Origin of the sequence: Frankia sp. Hr75.2 (assembly GCF_949319125.1) — a bacterium.
Classification (GTDB): domain Bacteria; phylum Actinomycetota; class Actinomycetes; order Frankiales; family Frankiaceae; genus Parafrankia; species Parafrankia soli.
In genome coordinates, this window is the sequence record NZ_CASGGV010000019.1 from 1 (window position 1) to 18,735 (window position 18,735).

The following is an 18,735-nucleotide window of genomic DNA, read 5'->3' on the forward strand; positions in this document are numbered from 1 at the left end:
TTAGGTCCTGGCGGGCGATGACGTTCGGTGATGTCGATCGGTTGTTCTTGGCCTCGCTGTTGCCATGCTCGCCTACGGAGCTGATTGCTGAACGATTGCCAGAGGCGCTGACGACATCGAGGGCGGCGCTCGGTTAGGCCCGGCAACGGTGTTGCGTGCGGCCGTCGTCCGAGAACAGCACGTCCATCCCGCCCGGCCGTCCCGGCGGGGGTGGTGCGGGTGTGGAGCATCCCCCGGCTCGCCCCCCGGCGCTTCCATGATTTGGCCGGGCAGGAAGGAGCTCTGGCCGACGAGTGGGGCCCGTCCACCACTATCGGCCGCCTGACCAGGGGCGATCGTCGACGAGGGGCATGGGCGACGATCAGCCTGGCTGACCTCGCTCGCCCAGCAGCGTCGCACCGTGTTGAGGCACGGCGGCAGCCGTCATCGTTCGGTGCCGAGCCACGGCGGCCGTGTTCGCGCATCTCGTCGAATCCGATCCGACCTGGTCACAGACCCGGCGACGGATCACCTCCGCTGTCAACGGACACCGTCGACCTGGATAAATAGGAATACTCTATGGGTTCTGGCGGTCGATCGAGCGGAAGATGGCCCGGTCCGGTCGCTGATCAACTGGTTTGAGTCCCCAAGCGCACCGATCGATCTCGATTACAGAATGTAGCGAGCACAGGGTCGGCTGCATGTCTCGACTTGTGAGACCGCGCCTTCGGCGCCGAGGATGCATCCCGGTCGACCCCGGACCGCTTCTACGACCAGCCGCAGCGGACCTGACCATGCGGGGGCCAGTGGAGCATCGACCCATGCAGTTCGGGATCCTCGGGCCGTTGGAGGTACGGTCCGCCACCGGGGAGACGATTGGCGTCGGTGGGCCCAGACCGCGCGCGCTGCTGGTGATGCTGCTGCTGAACGCGGGGCGGGTGGTCGGCGTGGAGCAGATCGTCGCCGGCCAGTATGGCGATGACCCGCCCGCTGGAGCCGTGGGCGCGGTGCAGGCGCACGTGTCCCGGCTGCGCCGAAGCCTGACCGCCGACCTGATCGTCTTCCAGGGCGCGGGTTACCGGCTCGAGGCCGACCCTGAGGACGTGGACGTCCATCGTTTCGATCGGCTGTCCCGGGATGGGCGGCGGCGGCTCGCCGCAGGGGGACCACGTCGGCGCCGTCGCCGTGCTGAGGGAGGCGTTGCGGCTGTGGCGCGGGCCCGCTCTCGTCGACCTGCCGTACGGTCAGGCGCAGGCCGCCCGGCTGAAAGAGCTGCGGCTGGTCGCGCCCGAGGATCTTGCCGAGGCTGAGCTCGCGCTGCCGGAGGGCAGCTCGGTCGCCGAGCTACGGGTACTGGTGTCTGCCCACCCACTGCGGGAGCGGCCGCGAGGGCAGCTCATGCGTGCCCTGCACGCGTCCGGACGGCAGGCCGAGGCGCTGGCGGAGTTCGAGGAGATCCGGCGGCTGCTCGCAAGAAGGAAAAGAACGCTACGGCGAGCCGATGTCAAGAAGGTCCGTCAGCTCATCGAGTCGGTCAACGACACCCTCAAGGGGCAGCTTGACCTGGAAGGACACGGCGGGCGGACCTTCGAGGGCGTCGCGGTCCGGGTCGCCCAGCGGCTGCTGGCGATGGCCGCGGCGATCTGGCACAACAACCAGACCGCCGCGCCCGTCACCCGCCCACTGATCGCCTATGACCACTGAGCGTTACCAGCAAGTTGGGACTTACTCGTCTAGTGACCGCGCTGGACCGAGAGGTGCTCCTCGTCCTAGACAACTGCGAGCATGTCATCGTCCCGGTCGCCGCGCTGGCTCGCACGTTGCTGGCGGAGTGTCCCGCGCAGCGGCTAGCGCAGGTCGGTGAGCAGCAGCCGTTGCGGCGCGCGCACGCCCGCTACCACCTTGAGCTCGCCCAGCGATCCGATCCGCACCTGCGAAGGTCAGAACAGCTCGACTGGCTGGCCCGGCTGTCGGCGGAGCACGACAACCTGATGGCCGCGCTGCGTTGGGCGGTCCGCGACGACCGGGAGACCGCATTGCGGATGATCGCCGCTACAGGGTCCCCCCAGTGGTTTGTAGGCATCGTGGGTTGTTGGCGCGACTTCGTCACCGACCGAGGGCGTACCAATCACCTCCAGCCGCACCGCAAATACCTTCAAGCTGTCGGCCGTCCCTGACTTCGAGGACAAGGTGGTCGACGTTATAGGTCTGTATTTTGGGCCCGCCGCGCGCCGTCTGGCGGAAGTGAACCAAAGAAGAATTTCTCCTGGACATAGGCTACGGGCGTGTCATTTCGGCACAACAACGCCTGCGTGGCGATCGCGTGGCCATCGGAAGTGTGGCCATACCCGCCGTCGTCCGAAATCGTCATTGCGAGCATCCGACGCTGGATTCCCTCCGCCTGTAGAGCCCGACCAAGAGACACGTCCGTGGCGGTGAGCGTGGCGCGCTCCCGCGCGGTCACCCGGTCGAGCAGCACGGTCGAGAATGCGAAGCCTACGCTCTCACCCTCGACATGCATCCGGATATTACGGTGCTGGACAGTTGCGTTGTCGACGCAACGAAGTAGTACCGCGAGTCCAGGCGAATGGTGTTCTCGACCGAGTGCCCTTACCGGGTACGACGAGTCCTCCTGTATCAATCGAACCGCGCGATCCATGATCTCAACGGTGATCTCCCGTCCATACCATTGCGCCAGGATCTCCGTTGCCAGCAACGCTGAATCCCGCAGTAGATCCGCCGGCCGTGGCGCGTGACGGCAACCGGCTGCCGTGTCCTGCCGAGTCTTCCGTCGGGCCGCCTCGTCATCCTCAACGGTATTGATCACCTTCTCGAGCGGGTCGACATGTACACGTTCAATCACGGGCAGCTTTCTTCTGCGGTGTCCGGCGATCTCGGAGAGCCGCCAACCCCATGGGTAGCGGCCTTGCCCGCCCCAACCGCCCAGGCCACCCGTCCGGGCGGAAGCTGGCGACGACTGCTGTATCCGACTCGCGGCAGAAGTGGACGTTCGTGTCGATCTTCCAGCTCACATCGAAGTCACTCTGCGTGACATGACGGCCCGGATCGCGTTGGCGGCATTTCGTTGCATCCGGGCTTAGCCTGGGCGAGCTCGCCCATCATTTCTCGCCGGAATGCGTGATAGTCGACTTCGATCGCGTGCCGGGGCGACGGATCGGACCGAGAATGCGCGCGCGCGACTTCGCGGCGGATGCGCGTATCGATGTCGGACGGGCGTCTCACCCGCCCGCTGATCTGCAGCGCCGCGAGGCGTGCCTGGTAGTCGGCGAGCTGCCAGATGCAGCCGATCGGCTGGAACAGGCCGATGAAGAAAAGGCTTGGTATCGTCGGATGCATCATCTTCAGATAGAGTGGCGGCGTCTTGGCCATGTCCCAGCCGGCGATCCGCTCGGACAGGAACGGGAAGCTCGTGCGAAAGCCGGTTCCCATGATGATGACGTCGAATTCTTCCTGTGTGCCGTCGGTGAAGTGGACAATGTTTCCGTCATAGCGCTCGATGCCGCGGCGCGCGACGAGCCGGCCATCGCGTAGCGCGTCGAGTACGCTGGAATTCAAGGTCGGGTGTTTCGCGAGCGGCGCTTTGGTCGGGGTCTGTAGACCGTATTCTTCCCATTTACCGATCACGAGCCGCAGCCAAAGCTTCAGTGCCGACTGGAGTAGCGGCTTTGGAATCTTGCCGTACCAGGACCCATAGAGGACGTCCATCGGCTTCCCGGACATGAGTTTCGGAATGAAGTAGGTCCCCTCGCGCATGCTGAGCGCGGCCCGCGAGGCGAGGTGGGCGACGTCGACGGAAATATCAGCGGCCGAGTTTCCTGCGCCGACCACGAGCACGCGCTGGCCGCGGAACGGCTCGGGGCGCTTGTAGGCGGAGGAGTGAACGATCTTGCCTGTGAACGTGCCCGGGTATTCAGGCACGAGCGCTTCGCGGTGGTGGCCGGAGCAGACCAGCAAGCTGTCGAAAAGTTCAACCCTTGTTTCGCCGTTCGTGATGATACGCACCGCCCATCGGCCGTCGCCGCCGAGCGTGCATTGCTCGACATACGAACCGAGGCGGATGTGCGGCTCGAGCTGAAACGCTCTCGCATATTCGGTGAAGTAGGCGAGCAGCTGCCGGTGCGAAGGGAAGTCCGGGTATTCTTCCGGCATCGGAAAATCGGCGAACGATGACATGCGCCGGGACGAGATGATGTGCGAGCACTCATAGACGCTGGCCCGATGGGGATCGTCGGTGTACGCCCAGTTGCCCCCTATGTCGCTGCTCTCGTCGTAGCAGACGACGTTGCGGAAGCCGACCTGAAGTAGGTTCTTCAGCGCGGTCAGACCGCAGGGGCCTGCGCCGATCACACAGATCCGCGTTTCGCCAGATGAATTCACGGCCTCGTGCAGGGCGCCGTCCTCAGTCAGGTTCCGCTCGCGTGCCGCCAGGATCGCGCTCGCCGTCACCATTCCACTCGACGTCTCCAGCGGACACCGGCGGCGGCAACGGCGGCAACGGCCAAAACCGTAGGTCGAACGGCAGCTCGCAAGGCGAGGCGCCGCAGCACTCGTCCGAGAAACGCCGCTCCTCCGCCGTCCACGCCGCTGACAGAGACCCGCGGGCATTCGGGGAACATTGCGAGATACGCAGCCGTCCTTCTTGGTCCGCAGCCTGCTCCGCGGCGCCGCGGACCGCGCGACGGGCCGAGGCGACGATCTCGTTGAACCCGCGCGGACCACGCGCGACCGGGGGAGCCCAACGTAGCGCGCGGCCAGGAGAATGTGCGCGAGGAGCGGCACGCGGCCATGGTGGTGGCCGATCAGATGCGGACGGCGACAAGGGTCGCGGCCAGCACGGCGGTCGCGAGCGAGAGGAGCCGCAGTCCGGCCTCGGCAGGAGCGGTGAGCCGCCTGGCGTCGAGCGGCTCTTTGCTCCCGTCGGCGAGCTCGAGCTCGCCGCGGACGGCGATCACCCGGCGTCGCACGTACCGCACGTGGTGCGAGAGCACGCGCTGGGCGAGCGAGAGCAGCACCGCAAAGACCGCGGCGAGCACAGTCACGCCTCGGATGTCGCCCGCGACGGCCGCGTAGCCGCAGAGCACGGGGAAGCCTCCCCACGAGAGCCCGAACCAGAGGTCGGAATGGAAGCGCCCCCCGGCGAGCTCGAGGTTGTACGCCAGCACGAGGAAGATCCCGAGGGGGATGAGGAGCGCGAGCCAGGCCTCGAAGGTAAGCACGCCCACGAGGCCGATCGTGCAGGCGCCCACGGTCGAGACGCCGGCGAGCGCGACGAGAACCCGATCAGGGATGTTGGTGCGCAGCGGTCGCCCGTTCAGCTCGTCGAGGGCGTGCGCGCCGACACCGACGGCGAGCGCGAACGCGGCGACGACGGCACCGAGCCTGTCCCAGGCAACGACGGGCGCGAGACAGCCGCCGATGACGACGTACGACAGGTGCCACGCCGTGTATGGGGGATGGAGCAGCGTCACGTAGTCCCGCCAGCCGCCGCGCTCGAGCGCGTACCAGGCGGGACGGGAGACCGGCTGAACCTCCCGCGTCATGACGCCTTCGGCCGCACGATCGGGAGGGCTCACGTCTTCCGTCCCCAGATGACGGCGGCGCCGCCGAGACTCAGCCGTTTCACCTCGACCCCGTGGAGTCCCGCCGCGTGCCACCACTCGAGCTGGTGCTCGAGCGGGTGGCGCTCCCAGAAGTCGCGGATCGAGCCTCCGAGGAAGTCGCCGACCTCCCGCCAGCCGTTCCGGAGAAGGCGGCCGGCGAGCGGTAGCACCGCATGGACGTAAAGATCCCACAGCGGGCGGGCGGCACCACTCGGGACGCCGAAGTCGAGCGAGGCGACGAAGCCACCCGGACGCACCACGCGCGCGAGCTCGGCCAGCGTCGCCGCGGGATCGTCGACGTAGCGAAGGAGGTACGTAACCGTGACGTGGTCGAAGTACTCGGAACCGAGCGGGAGCGCATCCGCCGAGGCATGGATCAGCTTGACCTCGTCGTCGAAGCGACGGCGCGCGACCGCGAGCATCTCGGGACTCTGATCGACTCCGGTCACCCCGAACCCCTGCCGCAGGAGTTCCGCCGCGACCAGCCCCGTCCCTGTCGCCACGTCGAGAACCTGACCGCCGCGCGGAAGGCACGAAACGAGATAGCGGCGCCAGCGCGGGTCCTGTCCCAGCGAGAGCGTGGCGCCGACGCGGTCGTAAGTCGGCCCGAGCGGTGCAAAAAGCGCGCGGGCTTGCTCTTCCACGCTCCGTCCTGACATCCGTCCAATCACACCTTTTCGATCGTCGTGTCGGCTACCTGCGGGCAAACCTGCAATTTTATCGGGTCATTGACTAAAGACTGTCTACCTCGCCACCGTGCGACGCCTCGAGAAACGACTGAAAGCTGTTGCTGACCAAACGGCGCAGGACCGGACCGTCGATTTCCACCTCGCTGAACCCGACGCACGCTTGGCCAGCTGGGCGGTACGGGCGCCGACGAAACTGACCTCGACTCGTTGTACCGGTGGCTCCGCGGTCACACTCGTCAGCTTAGGCGGCACGCCGGGGCACCGACATCAATGGAATTCGTGATGAGGTAGCTACCGTGGCCGGCCCGCGACGGTGTTCCCCCGTCCTCCGCACGTTCGTCTGGTGTGCTGACTGTGCGACTTCTTGATCATCTAATGGTGTGGCTGCTGGTGCGGGAGTGTTGGGCCTGGCACGGTTCGGAGCTGTGCAGGCCGCCGCCGTGCTGGACTACGGGCCCGAGAGCGTGGAGAAGTTCCTCGGCGCGCTGCCCGTGGTCCGTGACCTGCTGGCCCGTCTCGACCTGGTCGCGACCATCGACCGGCTCTGCCCGGTCCGCTCGGATGCCCGGGTCACCCACGGCCAGGTCATCGCGATGGTGATCGCCAACCGGTTGACCTCCCGACCCCGCTGGTCCGCATCGAGAACTGGGCGCGTAAGTGGGCGGTCAAGAAGGTCCTCGGGATCGAGCCGGACGCGCTCAACGACGACCGGGTCGGCCGGGAGCTGGAGGCGCTCGCCGAGCAGGCCGACGCCGCCGTCGGCTCGATCGGCACCGCCGCGATCGTCGCGTTCGGGATCGAGGTGTCCCAGGTCCACCGGGACATGACCAGCATCTCCCTCTACGGGGCCTACGAGCAGGGCGACGACGACTACGCCACGCCCCGGTTCGGCCACCCGAAGGACATCTTCAACCCGGCCCGTCACACCATCAAGACCCGATGTGCGGAGGACCGGGCTTCCCAGCGGTAAAGTCCTTGGCACCATGGCCAGACCCTCGCGCCGTCCAGGTAATCTGCCGGCCGAAGCGACCAGCTTCATCGGCCGCCGCCGGGAGCTCGCCGAACTCAGGAAGAAGCTCACCGAGGCCCGGCTGGTCAGCCTCATCGGGCCGGGCGGGGTCGGCAAGACCCGCCTGGCTATCCGGGCGGCGACCGACCTCGGACGGGGATTCCCCGGCGGCGCCTGGTTGGTCGAGCTCGCTGAAGTCCGGGACCCCGCACTCGTCGGCAACGCCGTCATGGCGGCGTTGGACCTGCGGGACCAGGCCGCGACCGAGCCGGTGGCCCTGCTGCTGTCATACCTGCGGGACAAGCAGCTGTTGCTGGTCGTGGACAACTGCGAGCATCTGATCGAAGCGGCCGCTCGGCTCGTGACCGAGGTCATGAGAGCCGCACCAGGCGTGCGGGTGATCGCCACCAGCCGGGAGCCGGTATCGATACCGGGTGAGCACGTGGTCCCCGTGCCGCCACTGGATCTGCCGTCGGCTCACCCGCGGGTGTCTCTCCCGCAACTGCGACAGAACGAGGCGATCATGCTGTTCGCCGAACGGGCGGCGGCTGGATCGGGCAGCTTCGAGTTGACCGCCGCGAACCAAACGGCCGTAGTCGATCTGTGCCGCCGGCTTGACGGGCTGCCGTTGGCGATCGAGCTGGCGGCGGTCCGGACCCGGGTCCTCACCGCGCAGCAGATCCTCGATCGCTTGACTGACCGGTTCGGACTGCTCACCGGTGGCGGCCGGGCCGTCTTGCCGCGTCACCAGACGCTGCGGACCACCATCGACTGGAGCCACGACCTGTTGACGGCCGGCGAGCAGATCCTGCTGAGGCGGCTATGGGTGTTCGCGGGAAGGTTCACCCTCGACGACGTCGAGTCGGTTTGCACGTCCGACGACGTGCCGGCCGCACAGGCACTGGATTTGCTGTCGTCGCTTGTCGACAAATCCCTGGTGGTGAAGGAGGACGTCAAGGACATCGCGTGTTACCGGCTACACGAGACGATGCGCGAATATGCCGACCTCAAGGCAGGAGAAGCGGGCGAGGTGGCGGCCGTCGAACTACGCTGCGCCGACTACTACCGGTCGAGGTGTCTGCGCTCGCGGGCGGACGCCCGGTACCGGATCGTCGAATGGCTCGACTGGATGGACCTGGAGATCGACAACATCCGCGCTGTCCTTCAGCGATGCGTGGCGCACCAAGACAGCGAACGCGGACTGGATCTAGCCAGCTCGATAGGGTGGTACTGGATTACCCGTGCGACCAGCGAAGGCGTCTGGTGGCTCGATGAGCTGCTCGAGGCGGGAAGTGGAAGCCCGCAGGCCCCCGCCTTGGCCCACTTCCTCCGCGGATTCCTCGCCGTACTGCAGTCCGATCCGACGGCCGCCACGCCGGCGCTGGAACGAGCGGCGGCAGCGGCTCAGGATGCAGGGCAGGTCAGCCTGCAGTCACAGTCGCTGTCCTTGGCATCCATCGCCCACCGCATGGCCGGTAATCGTGCATCGGCTAGCCGCTTGCTCGACGCGGCTCGAGCCATCACGACGCCCCTTGGCGATTATCCCGCGACGATCGCGTTGCTGCAGGCCAGAGCGCTCGACGGTCTCATCGAGGGCAATCTCGACACGGTCAGATCGGCGTCCTCAGAAGGCGCGCTTCGCAGCCGCCGAGCGGGCGACCTCTACAGTCACGAGATGATGCTTCTGAACCTCGGCCTCGCCGCTCTGATCGGCGGAGATCTCGACGAGTCAAAGCCGCTGTTCACGGAAGCGCTACGGATCGCCAGCCAGATCGATGACCGGGTGGCGCAGTACTGCCTACTCGACGCATTGGGCTGCCACGCTGCGGGTTCCGGCCAACCACGGCTCGGAGCCCGACTGCTCGGGGCGGCCGAAACCGTGCAAACGGGCGTCGGCGCAACCGTCTTGCCATACCTAGCTCCACTGTTGGCCCATGCCAAAGAATCGGCCAGAACCGCACTCGGAATACACACGTTCCAGACAGAGTTCGAGGCCGGACAACGCCTGAGCCGAGAAGACCCGATCCGCCTGGCGCTCGGCGAACCCACTCACGTTACCGCCGCGGCATCAGGCGATACCCGGACGCCGCCGCTCGGGAAACGGGAAGCCGAGGTCGCACACCTGGTCGTCGACGGATTGAGTAACAAACAGATCGGAGCGCGCCTGCTCATCTCCGAACACACCGTCGACAGCCACATCCGCAACATCCTGAACAAACTTGGATTCAACTCACGCGCCCAGATCGCCGCCTGGATTGCGTCACCCAACCAGTAGCGGATGGTCGACCCCACTACATGAAACGTCCGCTCATCGGCATGAGCGGTTGTCGGTGAACGAGTTTGTACGCGGCTGGTCTCGTCCATTTTCGATCATGCTGGGGTTGGGAGGGGTTCGGGCTGCGTGACTAGAGCCAGCGTTCCGGTTCCGGTCGTCTGCATGGCTCGGAGCAAACTGGGGGCCGGCCTCGGCCCATCCGATAGGGAAGAGTGGTCCGACGGCGTCGAAGACGGCTTTGCCGTAGTGGCCGGCGATGAGGGGTTCCGCGTAGTTCAACGCGAGCGTTACCGTGTTGGAGAAGATGAGCAGACGCCGCGCCGACGGAACCACCTCCACCGGCCCGCCGTGCACGGTCAGGTGCCGCGTGCCGACCAGAAGCGCCACGTATCGCGGTCACGGAGAAGGAACCGGAACCGGTGGCCACGCTCCTCGAGATCCATCAGCAGGTTCCGTGCCTGCTGGGTGACCCAGGCCGCGGTCGGGTGCTTCGTGACCCCGAGGACGTGGACGTGGCGGGTGGCGTGTTCGACGACGAAGAACACGTAGATCCGTTGCAGGAACACGGTGTCCACGGTGAAGAAATCGCAGGCCAGCAGGCCGGAGGCCTGGGTGCGTAGGAATGTGCGCCAGGAGGTGTTGGACCTGCGGGGTGCGGGGTGCGGGGCCGACGCCGGTGCGGTGCGGGATCCGCCAGACGGTGGCGACCCCGGCCGGGTAGCCCAGCCCGGCGAGTTCGCCTTGGATCCTGCGGTGGGGCCCCAGGTTGGGTTCTCCCGTGCGAGGCGTAGGACCAGGTCGCGGATCTCCCGGTGGATCGGGGGCCGTCCGGGGGTCTTGCGGGGGTAGGTCCATTTTCGTGCGAGGAGTTCCCGGTGCCAGCGCAGCACGGTGGCGGGGGTGACGAAGAACGAACTCCAGCGGGCTCGGGGTAGCAGCCGGGACAGGGCTGCGAGGATCATCCGATCCTTCGGTTCCAGGGCCGGGCGGTTCACCTGCCGTCGCAGCACCGCCACCTGGTGTCGCAGGACGAGGAGCTCCACGTCTTTCGCGGTGTCGCCACGCACGCGGAGCAACGTCAGTCCGAGAGCGTTGCGTGTCAGGGCGTGGAGCAGCGACCACACCATGACCATCCAGCCTGCCCGACACGGGCCCCGTCCAGCGGGCAAACGCGCAGGTCACCGCCCGAATCGGGGTTCTGGAGCCCCACAGGGCAGGCTGGGGTTATGCGTCGAGTTGTTCGAGGCCGGTGAGGTAGGCCTCGGTGTAGGTGGGGAACTGCGCGACCTGGTCGCGTAGCACGTCCAGCGGTATGCCGGCGCGGATCGCGAGCGCGGCTTGGTGGATCCATTCGCCGGCCAGTGGGGCGAGGGCCCACGCGCCGATGAGGACGCCGCGGCCTCGGTCTGCGAGCAGGCCCAGGGTGCCGGTCGGGTTGGTCTCGTACGTCCAGGGCCGGGCGATCGCGCCGGGCAGGTCGACCTCGGTGCTGGCGACGTCGATGCCACGGTGGTGGGCCTGGCTGGTGGTCAGCCCGACGGCGGCGATCTCCGGGTCGGCGAAGATGACCCGTGGGATGCCCTGGTAGACCGCGCGCCGCGGCCGGCCGCACAGAGTGTCCGCGACGACGCGGCCCTGGTATTTCGCGACGTGGGTGAACAGCGCCTGCCCGGTGACGTCACCGACGGCCCACAACCCCTGACCGAACCGGCAGTGCTCATCGACCCGCAGACCGCGTCCGTCCAGAGCGGCGACGTCGATGCCGACGGTGTCCAACCCCAGGTTGTGGACCTGTGGACGGCGGCCCGCGGCGAGCACGACAACGTCGAGGTCCACCGTGGTGGCGTCGTCCAGGTCGAGGCGGGCGCCGTCGCCGGTGCGGGTGGCGCGGCGGACCTGCCGGCCGACCCGCACGTCGACGCCGTCCGCGGCCAGCGCGGTCTGGGTGAGCGCACCGACGCGCGGTTCCTCCCGGGTCACCAGCCGGTCGCCGCGCTCGAGGACAGTCACCTGGGCGCCCATACGGGCGAGGAACTGGCCGAGTTCGACCGCGACCGCGCCGCCGCCGAGCATCGCCACCCGGCCGGGGACGTCGGCCAACGTGGTGGCCTCCCGGTTCGTCCACACCGGCACGCCGTCCAGTCCGTCGATCGGCGGGCGGGCCGGGTGCGAGCCGGTCGCGACGATGACGTCGTCGGCCGCCAGCATCCGGTCGTTGACCTGTACCCGCAGCTGGCCGTCGGGGGTGCGGCCCGTGAGTCGGCCGGTGCCCTTCACCACGGTGGCGCCCTGCTTCTCGTAGTCGGCGACCTGCCCGGAGTCGTCGAGGTGACGGATCATCCAGTCCCGGTAGTCGCGCAGCGCCGGCCAGTCCAGCGCTGGGCGGGTCACGCCGACGGCCCGGTCGGCCTCGGCGGCGGCCTCGGGTGGGCGTAGCAGCGTCTTGGACGGCACACACGCCCAGTAGGCACACTCGCCGCCGATCAGTTCCCGTTCCACCGCGGCCACCCGCCGGCCGGCGGCCAGCAGCCGGGAGGCCGCGACCTCCCCGCCCGGCCCCATCCCGAGCACGACCACGTCGAACTGGTCATCGGTCATGTCTTCCCCCTTTCCGGGTTCCTGCTCCCCTGTGACGGTCGGGCGGCGACGGACTGGGTGTACCCGGTCTCGGTTCCCGCGGCGACCGCGAGCCCGAACAACACCAAGGCGAGCCGGGGCGACGCGCGGGCAGCCGGGCTGCTGACCAGTAGACCTTCCGGCGTCTCTCCCCTCTGCACGACGCAGCAGCCCCCAGCATTCATGGGACGCGGCGACCGCTCATCCGTCATCCGGGAACAGCGGCTACTGCTGGATCCACAGCTCCTCGGGCAGCAGTGAGCCGAGGCCGTACTGCACGAGACCGCCGACGTTCTTGCCCGCGATGGTGCTGGGGGCCGCCCGCATGAGGAAGATCATCGGAGCCAGTTTGGTCAGCCGCTGCTGCAGCGTCTCGTAGGCCGCCTTGCGCTCCTCCTCCGAGGCCTCGGTCCGGCCGGCCAGCAGGGCGTCGTTGAGTTCCGGGTCGTCGATACCGGGCAGGTTCGCCGCCGAGCTCCCGTGGAAGGTCGTCCACAACCGCGGCTCAGGGTCCGGGAAGAACGCGGACGAGACAGTCGCGTCGAAGTCGTGGGTCGTGCGCAGCCCGGCCAGCTCCGCGATATCAATGATCTTGATTTGGACCTTGACGTTGTTGAAGCTGCTGAGCTGGGCCTGGACGTTCTGCGTGATCGCCCGGCTATCGGTGCTGGGGGTGGCGGTGAACGTGAAGGACACCGGCTTGCCCTCGGCGGCCAGCTCGTCGAAGAGCCGCTGCGCGGTCGCCCTGTCCGTCTTGCGCAGCGGCGTCTCCGAGTAGAAGGGCGAGGCGTCGGTGAACAACGTGTCGGCCAGCTGCGCGGTGCCGTTGTAGGCCGCGAGGTTCAGCGCGTCCAAGTCCAGTGCCGCGGCGACGGCCTGCCGAGCACGAATGTCGTCGAATGGTGCTCTGCGCATGTTCAGTGCGATGTAGATGCCGCCGTTGAGCTGCATGACGTCGGTCGGCAGACCCGCCTCAGTGGCCTTGTCGACGTTGAGCCAGTTCGACTCGACGGCCACGTCCGCCCCCCCACTGATCACCGTGTTGAGACGCTGGCTGGCGTCGAGCGCCGAGCGGAGGGTGAGGCGGTCGAGGTAGGGCTTGGGCGCGTCCCAGTAGCGGGGGTTCTTGACGAGCTCGATGGCGGCCTGCCGGGTCCAGCTCTGCAGAGTGAACGGTCCCGCGCCGATCGGCTTCGCGTCGAAGGCCTGCTGGCCCTTCTCCAGGGCGGCGGGTGAGGCGATCCAGTTCATCGTCGAGGTAATGACGGACTGGGCGTACCTCGGCACAGGGGTGGCCAAGGTGACCTTCAGCGTGACGTCGTCCACCACCTCGGACGAGGCGATCGTCGACGCCTCCGCCCGGTTGGCCAGGCCAACGGCCGGGTCCTTGATCCGGTCCCAGTTGAACTTCACGGCCTCGGCGTTCAGCGGGGTGCCATCGGAGAACACCAGTCCCGGCCGCAGCTTCAGAGTGAAGGTGGCGCCGTTGTCGTTCGTGGTGAACGACTCGGCCATCGAGTACTGGACCTCACCGGCCTCATCGTTGGTCATCAACGTCCCGTACAAGGCGTTGCCCAGGAAGGCGCCGGACGCGTACGCGTTGCCGAGGGCCGCCGGATCCAGGGTGCGTGGATCGCTCAGCGTGAGGATCCGGCCGTTGCCGCCTGCCACCGGCTCACCGGAGGCGCCCGTGGACGAGGCGGGATCGTCGCCACCACCACACGCCCCCAGCACAAGCGCCACACAGCACACGACAACGGTGGCGAGTAATCGCGTCCTACGGATCATTGTTGACCTCTCATCAGCAGTCGGGAGTCAGCATTCAGGATTGGTAAGGAGGAGGAACGAACAACTCGGGGACTACTTGGCCGAGGCGGTGCCCGCACCGCATCCCACAGCCAGTTCAGTTCTGCGACCACAGCGGCTTGTCCATGCTCAGCTTCGCGTTCAGCGCCACGACCGCCTCCGGGGTCGCGTTCTCACCCAGGATGACCGAGGCCACCGAACCTGGCGTCAGGCTCAGCAACCCCACCGCACCCCATGGTGACCAGCAGCACCACCAGCAGGCTGCGACGGACCCGTCCCGCAGCAGTGAGAACCACGCAACTCGCTTCCTTGATCCTTGGGAGAGGGGGCACTGTTGCAAGTGGCCGTAACTACGAACTCGGCGTCGGCGCTGATCACCATCTCAATCTGTCGGCTGCGTTCACCGAACTCGCCCTCGCCGTCTGATCACCGAGCCCAACCGGGCATGGCATGCCATGCCTTCTCCAAACACAACAGTCCCCTTTGCGCCTTCCTCACGTCGAGTACGGCGATCTCGGCCGCTCACAGCAGGCTCGCGATCCGCCACAGCCCGATCCAGCTTTGCGGGAAGACGCGGGCGTCGACGAGCGCGGTGCGCACCTCTGGTTCGGAGTCGTCGCACATCGATTCCGACACCACATGAAAGACAGGCACGCCGAGCCAATGCCAACGCGTAGACGACCGCTCGGCGACGGCCATGAACGCGGTCGACCCAGCCATCGATGCCCGGGCCAGCATCATCGACCGTTGCCCCTTCGGATCTACCTTGTATACAGGACTCTTGTTGTATACAAGTCGGCCGAGATGCGCAAGGGGCCGATCTGGCCACCGGGCTACCCAAGTAGGCCGGGCCATGTCTGTCCGGCCGCGTCAGCGCCAAGATCACCAGGCTGGACCGGCCCCCGCCACGTCCCCGGCCCGCCTCGATGATGATCGGCCGATGCCGTCCGGCTCGTCGGTGGGGATGTTCGCGACGAGGAAGCTGACCGCCCAGGCGTGGTCGGCGACACCTTCCAGCGCCAGAGCAAGCTGACCATTCGGGATGGTGCGCCGTCGCCGGGAGCGGGGGTCCCGGGAGATCTCCTCGGCGAGGACCCTGACCCGCCGGATGATCGTGTAGGTGCCGGGCGACCAGCCCATACCCGAACAGGTCGGACTGATCAACAGAGCCCGACATTCAAGATCTGTAGCGGGGTTCTTCGTTCCGCTGTTCCTCGAGGGCCTAGGTGCGCGGTTCGCCGATATCTCCCGGACGCCGGCGCGTCCACCCGACGAAGGCACGGTACCGTTGGGGCACAGGGTGTAACAGATAGGCTACACGGGCGTTATCTCGGCCGTGGGAGATGCCAACGGTGTTGGCGTTCCGGACCTCCCGCGTCGCTTCCGTCGAGCCTTGCTCGCCTCATTTCTGGTCCTGCTGGCCGTCGCCACCTGCACGGTGGTCCTGCCGGTACGGCCAGGGGGGATCATCATCCGCATCGCCAACACGACAGCCTGCGCTGTCACCGCGGTCTGCTGCATCTGGACGGGATGGCGAGCCCGGGGCGCCGCACGTTACCCCACCTCCGACGCGACCGACCGTCACGTGACGATCGAGCCTCGGGTCAACTCATGTGGATTATGAAGGGTTGGAGGTCGGCTTCGTGATGCCTGGTATGGCGCCCTACGCCACCGCACTCGTGCTTGCTCGCTACCTCGAGCAGGCCCCCCTCGACAAGGCATTCTTCGTGGAGGAGGTACGGCGCAACCGCGAGATCCGCCGCGGATTCAACCCTTACACCAAGTTCTGTGCCGCCTGTCGTGCCGACTTCCGGTTCGGGTCCTCGGGACGACATCTGGAACAAGCCGTGACCACTGTCGCCACCCGATACCAGCATCTCTATCAGCAGCTGGAATTCGGCTACCGCTCCTACCTCCGGAGCCTGGATGATCTGTCCTTCTGTTCGGAACAGAAAATCCGTGATGCAGTCATCGAGCGGTCAGGTCTCACACTCAAGATCAACCCACACATGGGCGTGCGCCGAGGCAACGGCCGAGTAGAGGCCACCTACATGTGGTTTGACGCCCACCCGCCTAATCCTGAGGTCATCGCCACATTGCTGCGGCTCATGAGCCAACACATGGAAAACATCTACCCCACCGGGCTGCCAGTCGTACTTGACGTGCGACGGGGTCGCGCATACCGCACGAGCAGCATCTCCCCGGTCCGAGTCGACCGGTATATCGATGGGCAGCTTGCCGCGTTCGTCGCCAACTGGACGGCCGCAGCTTAACTCACACGAGTGGGCCGAGACCGTGGCGACGACGTCAGCCACGTGGCAGGTGGGACGACGACCGACCAGCCAACCCGTCTGGCTACCCTGAAGCCGCGGGTCTCGGCCCTCCCTGTCGCGCCAGCGTGGACGGTGGGATGGTCGGCGCCCGGTGCGCTTTGTCCGTGTGGACGAGGATGCCGCAGCGGGTGCTGCCCCGCGGGTGATCCGACCGCTAACGTTGCCCTTCGAGTGAGGGGTGGACCGCAGCAGATAACATCAACCATGTTCCATATTGGCGGGGATCTGGGCGTCCAGCGGCTCGGGTTCGGAGCCATGCGCTTGCCGACCGAGCCGGGCCCCGACCGCCAAACGTCTCTCGCGGTCGCCCGGCGGGCCGTCGCGCTGGGCGTCACGCTGATCGACACTGCCCACATGTACGGCGGGGGAGCGAACGAGGAGCTTCTCGCCGAGGCCCTGTATCCCTACGCGGATGGACTGCTCATCACGACCAAGGTCGGCGTCGCGCGATCGGGCCCGGCAGGCGAGTGGAAGCTCGACGGCCGGCCGGAGGTCCTGCGCGATCAGGTCGATCAGGCCCTTCGCCGGCTTCGGGTTGAGCGGCTCGAGTTGCTTCAGCTGCACCGGATCGATCCGGAGCTACCTCTTGCCGACCAGCTTGGCGTGCTGCGGGAGATGCAGGCTGAGGGCAAGGTCGGTCGGATCGGGCTGTCCGAGGTCACCGTCTCGGAACTAGACCAGGCACGGAAGATCATCGATGTGGTGAGTGTGCAGAACCGCTACAACCTGCTCGACCGCGAGCACGAGCCCGTGCTCACAGCGTGCGAGGCGGCGGGGATCGCGTTCCTGCCCTGGCGGCCCGTCGCTCCGGCGACGACGGGTGCGACGGCCGAGATCGCTGCTGTGGCGGCCGAACTCGGGGCCACTCACGCGCAGGTCGCGCTCAGCTGGCTCCTCGACCACTCGCCGGTCATCCTCCCGATCCCGGGCACCGCCCGGATCGATCACCTGGAGGAGAACTTCGCCGCGGCGCACCTTCACCTGCCCCCAACCCACCTCGACCGTCTCAACCATCTGTCCGAGCGTGCTTAGTACTGCAACGGCACTTATGGGCATGGCTGCTGCCCGTCCGGGCGTTGCAACCGGCATGGACGGTGTCGATGTCGCGGTGTGGCGCGAGGAACTCGATCGGGTGTGCGACCGGGTCGGTGGCCGGTTCGCTCGGGCTGAGCCGCGGGCGCGGATGCGTCGCTATCTCGACGGGCTGCTGTCCGGGCTGGAGCGTAAGAACGGCTGGACCCTTGCCGAGCATGCCAGGGAGGTTGCGCCGGACGGGATGCAACGGCTGCTACGGACGGCCGACTGGGATGTCGACGCGGTGCGTGATGACGTGCGCGACTACGTCGTCGAGCATCTCGGTGATCCGGATGCGGTACTCGTCATCGACGACACCGGTTTCCTCAAAAAGGGCACAAAGTCCGCGGGGGTGCAGCGGCAGTACACCGGCACGGCGGGCAAGAAGGACAACTGCCAGGTCGGGGTGTTCGCCGCCTATGTCACCGCGGCCGGTCACGCTCTCATCGACCGCGAGTTGTACCTGCCCGAGTCGTGGACCTCCGATCGTGCCCGCTGCCAGGCTGCGGGGATCGGCGACGGCGTGGAGTTCACCACCAAGCCCCGCATCGCCCTCACGATGCTGCAACGGGTGCTCGACGCCGGGGTGCCGTGTGCCTGGGTCACCGCCGACGAGATCTACGGGCAGGTCAAGTACCTGCGGGTGTGGCTGGAAGAGCACGACATCCACTATGTGGTGGCCACCCGCTGCGACGACGACGTCCTCGCCCAGGGCCACGGCTACGGCCGCGCCGACCAGGTGGTGGCCGCGCTGCCGGCCCGGGCGTGGCGGCGGATTTCGTGTGGCGACGGCGCGCACGGCCCGCGGCTCTACGACTGGGCGCGTATCGCGATCCGGATCGGCTGGCGCCCCGGCCGCGGACACTGGCTGCTGGCCCGCCGCTCGATCAGTGACCCCCGCGAGATCGCCTACTACATCTGCTACGGCCCACGCCGGGCCAGCCTGGCCGACCTGGCCCGCGTCGCCGGCGCGCGTTGGCCGGTGGAGGAATGCTTCCAGCGGGCCAAGAACGAGACCGGCCTGGACGACTACCAGGTCCGTACCTGGCGCGGCTGGTACGCCCACATCACCTTGTCCATGCTGGCCCTGGCCTGGCTCGCGGTGATGCGCGCGCTGGCTCAAAAGGGGGCACCACCCCCCGCGGCGACGAGCTGATCCCGCTGACCGTGCCCGAGATCCAGCGCCTGTACGCCGCTCTGCTCGCCCCGTTGTACCCCGACGAACAGACCGTCGGGGACTGGTCACGCTGGCGCCGCCACCGCCAGTGGCAAGCCCGCCGAAGCCACTACAAACGCCACAGCCACGACTGGCCGTAAGTGCCGTTGCAGTATT

At 67.3% G+C, this 18,735-nt stretch carries 19 protein-coding genes; 9 read left to right on the plus strand and 10 right to left on the minus strand.

Annotated features, from left to right (window positions below):
* The first annotated feature begins 893 nt into the window (after window positions 1-893).
* Genes AC559T_RS02035 through AC559T_RS02045 form a run of 3 tightly spaced genes read left to right on the plus strand, consistent with a single transcriptional unit; the run spans window position 894 to window position 2,156 of the window.
* Window positions 894-1,289, plus strand: coding sequence for an AfsR/SARP family transcriptional regulator (locus AC559T_RS02035; protein ID WP_498867557.1), 396 nt, complete (start codon window positions 894-896; stop codon window positions 1,287-1,289).
* The gene (locus tag AC559T_RS02040; protein WP_498867546.1) at window positions 1,180-1,683 is read left to right on the plus strand and encodes an AfsR/SARP family transcriptional regulator; all 504 of its coding nucleotides are present in this window, start codon (window positions 1,180-1,182) and stop codon (window positions 1,681-1,683) included. The genes AC559T_RS02035 and AC559T_RS02040 overlap by 110 nt, the downstream gene beginning before the upstream one ends.
* 32 nt (window positions 1,684-1,715) lie before the next feature.
* Window positions 1,716-2,156 carry a hypothetical protein gene (locus tag AC559T_RS02045; protein ID WP_498867547.1) on the plus strand — a complete coding sequence of 147 codons (441 nt, stop codon included), beginning with the start codon at window positions 1,716-1,718 and terminating at the stop codon, window positions 2,154-2,156.
* Between the two features lie 23 nt (window positions 2,157-2,179).
* Here the strand turns inward: AC559T_RS02045 and AC559T_RS02050 are convergent, their stop codons facing one another.
* The 4 genes from AC559T_RS02050 to AC559T_RS02065 all read right to left on the minus strand — a co-directional run bounded on the left by AC559T_RS02050 (window position 2,180) and on the right by AC559T_RS02065 (window position 6,259).
* Entirely contained in the window at window positions 2,180-2,842 is a 663-nt protein-coding gene (locus AC559T_RS02050; protein ID WP_498867548.1) for a hypothetical protein, read from the minus strand.
* Window positions 2,843-3,018: 176 nt separating this feature from the next.
* The gene (locus tag AC559T_RS02055; protein ID WP_160144221.1) at window positions 3,019-4,449 is read right to left on the minus strand and encodes a flavin-containing monooxygenase; all 1,431 of its coding nucleotides are present in this window, start codon (window positions 4,447-4,449) and stop codon (window positions 3,019-3,021) included.
* Between the two features lie 350 nt (window positions 4,450-4,799).
* Window positions 4,800-5,573: a hypothetical protein gene (locus AC559T_RS02060; protein ID WP_498867549.1), complete on the minus strand. Its 774-nt coding sequence runs from the start codon at window positions 5,571-5,573 to the stop codon at window positions 4,800-4,802.
* Window positions 5,570-6,259, minus strand: coding sequence for a class I SAM-dependent methyltransferase (locus AC559T_RS02065; RefSeq protein WP_112104668.1), 690 nt, complete (start codon window positions 6,257-6,259; stop codon window positions 5,570-5,572). Before AC559T_RS02065 ends, AC559T_RS02060 begins: the two co-directional genes overlap by 4 nt.
* Window positions 6,260-6,780: 521 nt before the next feature.
* Between AC559T_RS02065 and AC559T_RS02070 the strand changes: the two genes are divergently transcribed.
* From AC559T_RS02070 to AC559T_RS02080, 3 genes are read left to right on the plus strand one after another with little or no spacing between them, the layout of a single operon-like run.
* Window positions 6,781-7,116: a DUF4277 domain-containing protein gene (locus tag AC559T_RS02070; RefSeq protein ID WP_235013570.1), complete on the plus strand. Its 336-nt coding sequence runs from the start codon at window positions 6,781-6,783 to the stop codon at window positions 7,114-7,116.
* A complete protein-coding gene (locus AC559T_RS02075; protein ID WP_200835125.1) occupies window positions 7,113-7,259 on the plus strand; it encodes a hypothetical protein in 147 nt (48 codons plus the stop codon). Before AC559T_RS02070 ends, AC559T_RS02075 begins: the two co-directional genes overlap by 4 nt.
* A 13-nt stretch (window positions 7,260-7,272) precedes the next feature.
* Window positions 7,273-9,573, plus strand: coding sequence for a LuxR C-terminal-related transcriptional regulator (locus tag AC559T_RS02080; RefSeq protein WP_498867550.1), 2,301 nt, complete (start codon window positions 7,273-7,275; stop codon window positions 9,571-9,573).
* 356 nt (window positions 9,574-9,929) lie between these two features.
* On the opposite strand, the gene AC559T_RS02085 is transcribed toward AC559T_RS02080, so the two are convergent.
* The 6 genes from AC559T_RS02085 to AC559T_RS02110 all read right to left on the minus strand — a co-directional run bounded on the left by AC559T_RS02085 (window position 9,930) and on the right by AC559T_RS02110 (window position 15,135).
* Window positions 9,930-10,700: a helix-turn-helix domain-containing protein gene (locus tag AC559T_RS02085; protein WP_498867551.1), complete on the minus strand. Its 771-nt coding sequence runs from the start codon at window positions 10,698-10,700 to the stop codon at window positions 9,930-9,932.
* A gap of 97 nt (window positions 10,701-10,797) precedes the next feature.
* On the minus strand, window positions 10,798-12,171 hold the full coding sequence (locus tag AC559T_RS02090; RefSeq protein ID WP_498867552.1) for a dihydrolipoyl dehydrogenase family protein: 1,374 nt from the start codon (window positions 12,169-12,171) through the stop codon (window positions 10,798-10,800).
* Between the two features lie 243 nt (window positions 12,172-12,414).
* Complete coding sequence (locus AC559T_RS02095) at window positions 12,415-13,977, minus strand: ABC transporter substrate-binding protein (protein WP_498867553.1); 1,563 nt, start codon at window positions 13,975-13,977, stop codon at window positions 12,415-12,417.
* 115 nt (window positions 13,978-14,092) lie between these two features.
* On the minus strand, window positions 14,093-14,221 hold the full coding sequence (locus AC559T_RS02100) for a hypothetical protein (RefSeq protein WP_255565764.1): 129 nt from the start codon (window positions 14,219-14,221) through the stop codon (window positions 14,093-14,095).
* 296 nt (window positions 14,222-14,517) lie between these two features.
* On the minus strand, window positions 14,518-14,736 hold the full coding sequence (locus tag AC559T_RS02105; protein WP_112108794.1) for a hypothetical protein: 219 nt from the start codon (window positions 14,734-14,736) through the stop codon (window positions 14,518-14,520).
* Window positions 14,737-14,877: 141 nt separating this feature from the next.
* Window positions 14,878-15,135, minus strand: a complete 258-nt coding sequence (locus AC559T_RS02110) for a hypothetical protein (protein ID WP_112108795.1) — start codon at window positions 15,133-15,135, stop codon at window positions 14,878-14,880.
* 488 nt (window positions 15,136-15,623) lie between these two features.
* Between AC559T_RS02110 and AC559T_RS02115 the strand changes: the two genes are divergently transcribed.
* From AC559T_RS02115 to AC559T_RS02125, 3 genes are all read left to right on the plus strand, one after another.
* Entirely contained in the window at window positions 15,624-16,268 is a 645-nt protein-coding gene (locus AC559T_RS02115) for a hypothetical protein (protein ID WP_498867554.1), read from the plus strand.
* A 264-nt stretch (window positions 16,269-16,532) separates the two neighbouring features.
* Window positions 16,533-17,360, plus strand: coding sequence for an aldo/keto reductase (locus AC559T_RS02120; RefSeq protein WP_498867555.1), 828 nt, complete (start codon window positions 16,533-16,535; stop codon window positions 17,358-17,360).
* 55 nt (window positions 17,361-17,415) lie between these two features.
* The gene (locus tag AC559T_RS02125; protein ID WP_498867556.1) at window positions 17,416-18,558 is read left to right on the plus strand and encodes an IS701 family transposase; all 1,143 of its coding nucleotides are present in this window, start codon (window positions 17,416-17,418) and stop codon (window positions 18,556-18,558) included.
* Window positions 18,559-18,735 lie beyond the last annotated feature (177 nt).

Excerpts from the sequence above, each read along its gene's own strand:
- AC559T_RS02080 (WP_498867550.1), top strand. The coding sequence starts at position 7,273 with ATGGCCAGACCCTCGCGCCGTCCAGGTAATCTGCCGGCCGAAGCGACC.
- AC559T_RS02085 (WP_498867551.1), bottom strand. The coding sequence starts at position 10,700 with ATGGTGTGGTCGCTGCTCCACGCCCTGACACGCAACGCTCTCGGACTG.
- AC559T_RS02035 (WP_498867557.1), top strand. The coding sequence starts at position 894 with ATGCTGCTGCTGAACGCGGGGCGGGTGGTCGGCGTGGAGCAGATCGTC.
- AC559T_RS02075 (WP_200835125.1), top strand. The coding sequence starts at position 7,113 with ATGACCAGCATCTCCCTCTACGGGGCCTACGAGCAGGGCGACGACGAC.
- AC559T_RS02105 (WP_112108794.1), bottom strand. The coding sequence starts at position 14,736 with ATGATGCTGGCCCGGGCATCGATGGCTGGGTCGACCGCGTTCATGGCC.
- AC559T_RS02120 (WP_498867555.1), top strand. The coding sequence starts at position 16,533 with ATGTTCCATATTGGCGGGGATCTGGGCGTCCAGCGGCTCGGGTTCGGA.
- AC559T_RS02125 (WP_498867556.1), top strand. The coding sequence starts at position 17,416 with ATGGACGGTGTCGATGTCGCGGTGTGGCGCGAGGAACTCGATCGGGTG.
- AC559T_RS02090 (WP_498867552.1), bottom strand. The coding sequence starts at position 12,171 with ATGACCGATGACCAGTTCGACGTGGTCGTGCTCGGGATGGGGCCGGGC.
- AC559T_RS02055 (WP_160144221.1), bottom strand. The coding sequence starts at position 4,449 with ATGGTGACGGCGAGCGCGATCCTGGCGGCACGCGAGCGGAACCTGACT.
- AC559T_RS02110 (WP_112108795.1), bottom strand. The coding sequence starts at position 15,135 with ATGGGCTGGTCGCCCGGCACCTACACGATCATCCGGCGGGTCAGGGTC.
- AC559T_RS02065 (WP_112104668.1), bottom strand. The coding sequence starts at position 6,259 with ATGTCAGGACGGAGCGTGGAAGAGCAAGCCCGCGCGCTTTTTGCACCG.
- AC559T_RS02095 (WP_498867553.1), bottom strand. The coding sequence starts at position 13,977 with ATGATCCGTAGGACGCGATTACTCGCCACCGTTGTCGTGTGCTGTGTG.